Below are 1,922 nucleotides of genomic sequence, written 5' to 3'. Positions count from 1 at the left end.
ACCCTGAACGGCGACGCGCTCGGGGAAGGCCCGGGCGGTGTGCTCGAACCAGCTGCACAGATCGGGATGGGGCGGGGCGACGGAAACTGGCGCGGGGCCCAGAGCCTGGGCGGCTTGCTCGGCGTTCAGCAGCGGCAGCCGCGCCACAGGACAATCCGGTTGAGCGGCCGCGGATTGCAGCAGCTCACGATAGTGTTCCAGCCAGCGGGCCGCGGTGTCGGCGCCGATCAGGCCGGCGCGGTATTCCAGCGTGGCGCGCAGGCCGTCGCCGGCCGGCTCCAGCATCAGGCTCAGGTCGAATTTGGCGTCGGCGGGGAATAGCGGCAGCGCTTCCGCTTCCACGCCCTGCCAGTCCAAACGGCCCAGCGGCGCGTTCTGCAGCGCGAACAGGGCGCGGAACGGCGCGTCCTGGGCCTGGGAACGGGGGCCGGCCAGTTTCACCACCTGGTCGAAGGGCGCGTGCTGATGGGCGAAGGCGTCCAGGCAATCGGCGCGGTTGCGCGTCAGCAATTGAGAAAAGCTGGGCGAGCCGCTCAGATCCTGACGCAGGATCAGGGTGTTGACGAAGAAACCCAGGGTCTGTTCGAACTCGGCGCGGTCGCGATTGGCCACAGGGCTGCCGACGCAGATGTCGTCGCGTCCGCTCAGCCTTTGCAGCAGCGCCTGGAAGCCGGAGAGCAAGGCCATGAACAAGGTGGCGTCGGCGGCGAGGGCCTGCTTGCGCAGCGGGTCGACCAGCGAAGCCGGCAGCGTCAGGCTGACGTGGCCGGCTTCCTCGCTCCGGCTTTGGCCGGCGGCGTAATCGCCGGGCAGCTCCATTTCGCCGTCCAGGCCGGCGAGGCGTTCGCGCCAGTAGCGCAGCGCATCGGCGTCGCTGTCGCCGCCGGCGCGGGTTTCGCGTTCCCACTCGGAAAAGTCGGCGTATTGCAGCGCCTCGGGCAGGGCCGGCGCGGGTAGGCCGGCGGCCAGCGCCGGGTAGAGCGCGCCTAGTTCGCGCACCATCACGCCTAGCGACCAGCCGTCGCAGGCGATGTGATGGATCACGATGGAGAGCACATGGTGTTGAGGGCCCAGAACAAACAGGCGCGCCCGGATCACCGGATCGCGCCGCAGATCGAAACGCAGGGCGGCTTCCGCGCGCAAGCGCGCCGGCAGGCCTGCCTCGTCGCAGGCGGTGCGCGGCAGCTCGCAACCGGCTTGCGGGCGGATCAACTGGCAGGGTTCGCCGTCGACCAGATCATATTGAGTGCGCAGGATCTCATGGCGCGCCACCAAGGCGTTCAGAGCGGCTTGCAGCGCGTCGGCGTCCAGCGCGCCGCGCAGGCGCAGGGCCAGCGGGATGTGGTAGGCCGTCGAGTCCGGCGCCAGGTCCGCCAGCGTCCACAAGCGGCGCTGGGCGCCGGATTGCGGGAAAACATAGGCGTCGAAAGAGGCGTGGGCGTCAATTGCGTTCATGGTTGGCCTTGATTGGACTGCTGGGATGAGGTGTCGCCGTCGGCGCCGAACGTGACGCGCGCCAGCTGGCGGCGCGCTTGCCGCACCGGCGAGGCGGCCGATGTCTGTCCGCGCTGCGCGTCGATGTGTTGCGCCAGCTCCGCCGCGCGCGGATGTTCGAACAGGAGGCGCAGGGGCAGCGGAACGCCCAGGCGTTCGCGCAGCCGGTTGGCGGCGCGCACCGCCAGGATGGAGTCGCCGCCCAACTCGAAGAAGCTTTCATCGCGGCTGACTTTCGGCAGCTGCAACAGGTCGGCGAACACCTCCGCCACCAGGAATTCGCTGGGCGTGCGCGCCGCTTCGAAGGCGCGCCGCGCCAGCGGCTCCGGCGCGGGCAGGGCGGCGCGGTCGATCTTGCCGTGATGGGTCAGCGGGAAACGCTCCAGCGTCACGATGACGGCGGGCAGCATGTGCTCGGGCAGCTCGGC

The 1,922-nt window shown here is 70.1% G+C and carries 2 protein-coding genes; both read right to left on the bottom strand.

Annotation, left to right across the window (positions count from 1 at the left end; genetic code table 11):
- Positions 1-1,455: condensation domain-containing protein (locus ACUXV1_RS23170; protein ID WP_446016764.1), on the bottom strand; the 1,455-nt coding region annotated here is incomplete at its 3' end.
- Positions 1,452-1,922 (bottom strand): phosphopantetheine-binding protein (locus tag ACUXV1_RS23165; RefSeq protein ID WP_446016765.1); only part of this gene is annotated, 471 nt, incomplete at its 5' end. The genes ACUXV1_RS23170 and ACUXV1_RS23165, both read right to left, overlap by 4 nt.

Source organism: Chromobacterium sp. W521 (assembly GCF_052805975.1).
The sequence above is the reverse complement of the archived record's forward strand: the minus strand, read 5'-3'. Positions and strand labels throughout refer to the sequence as shown.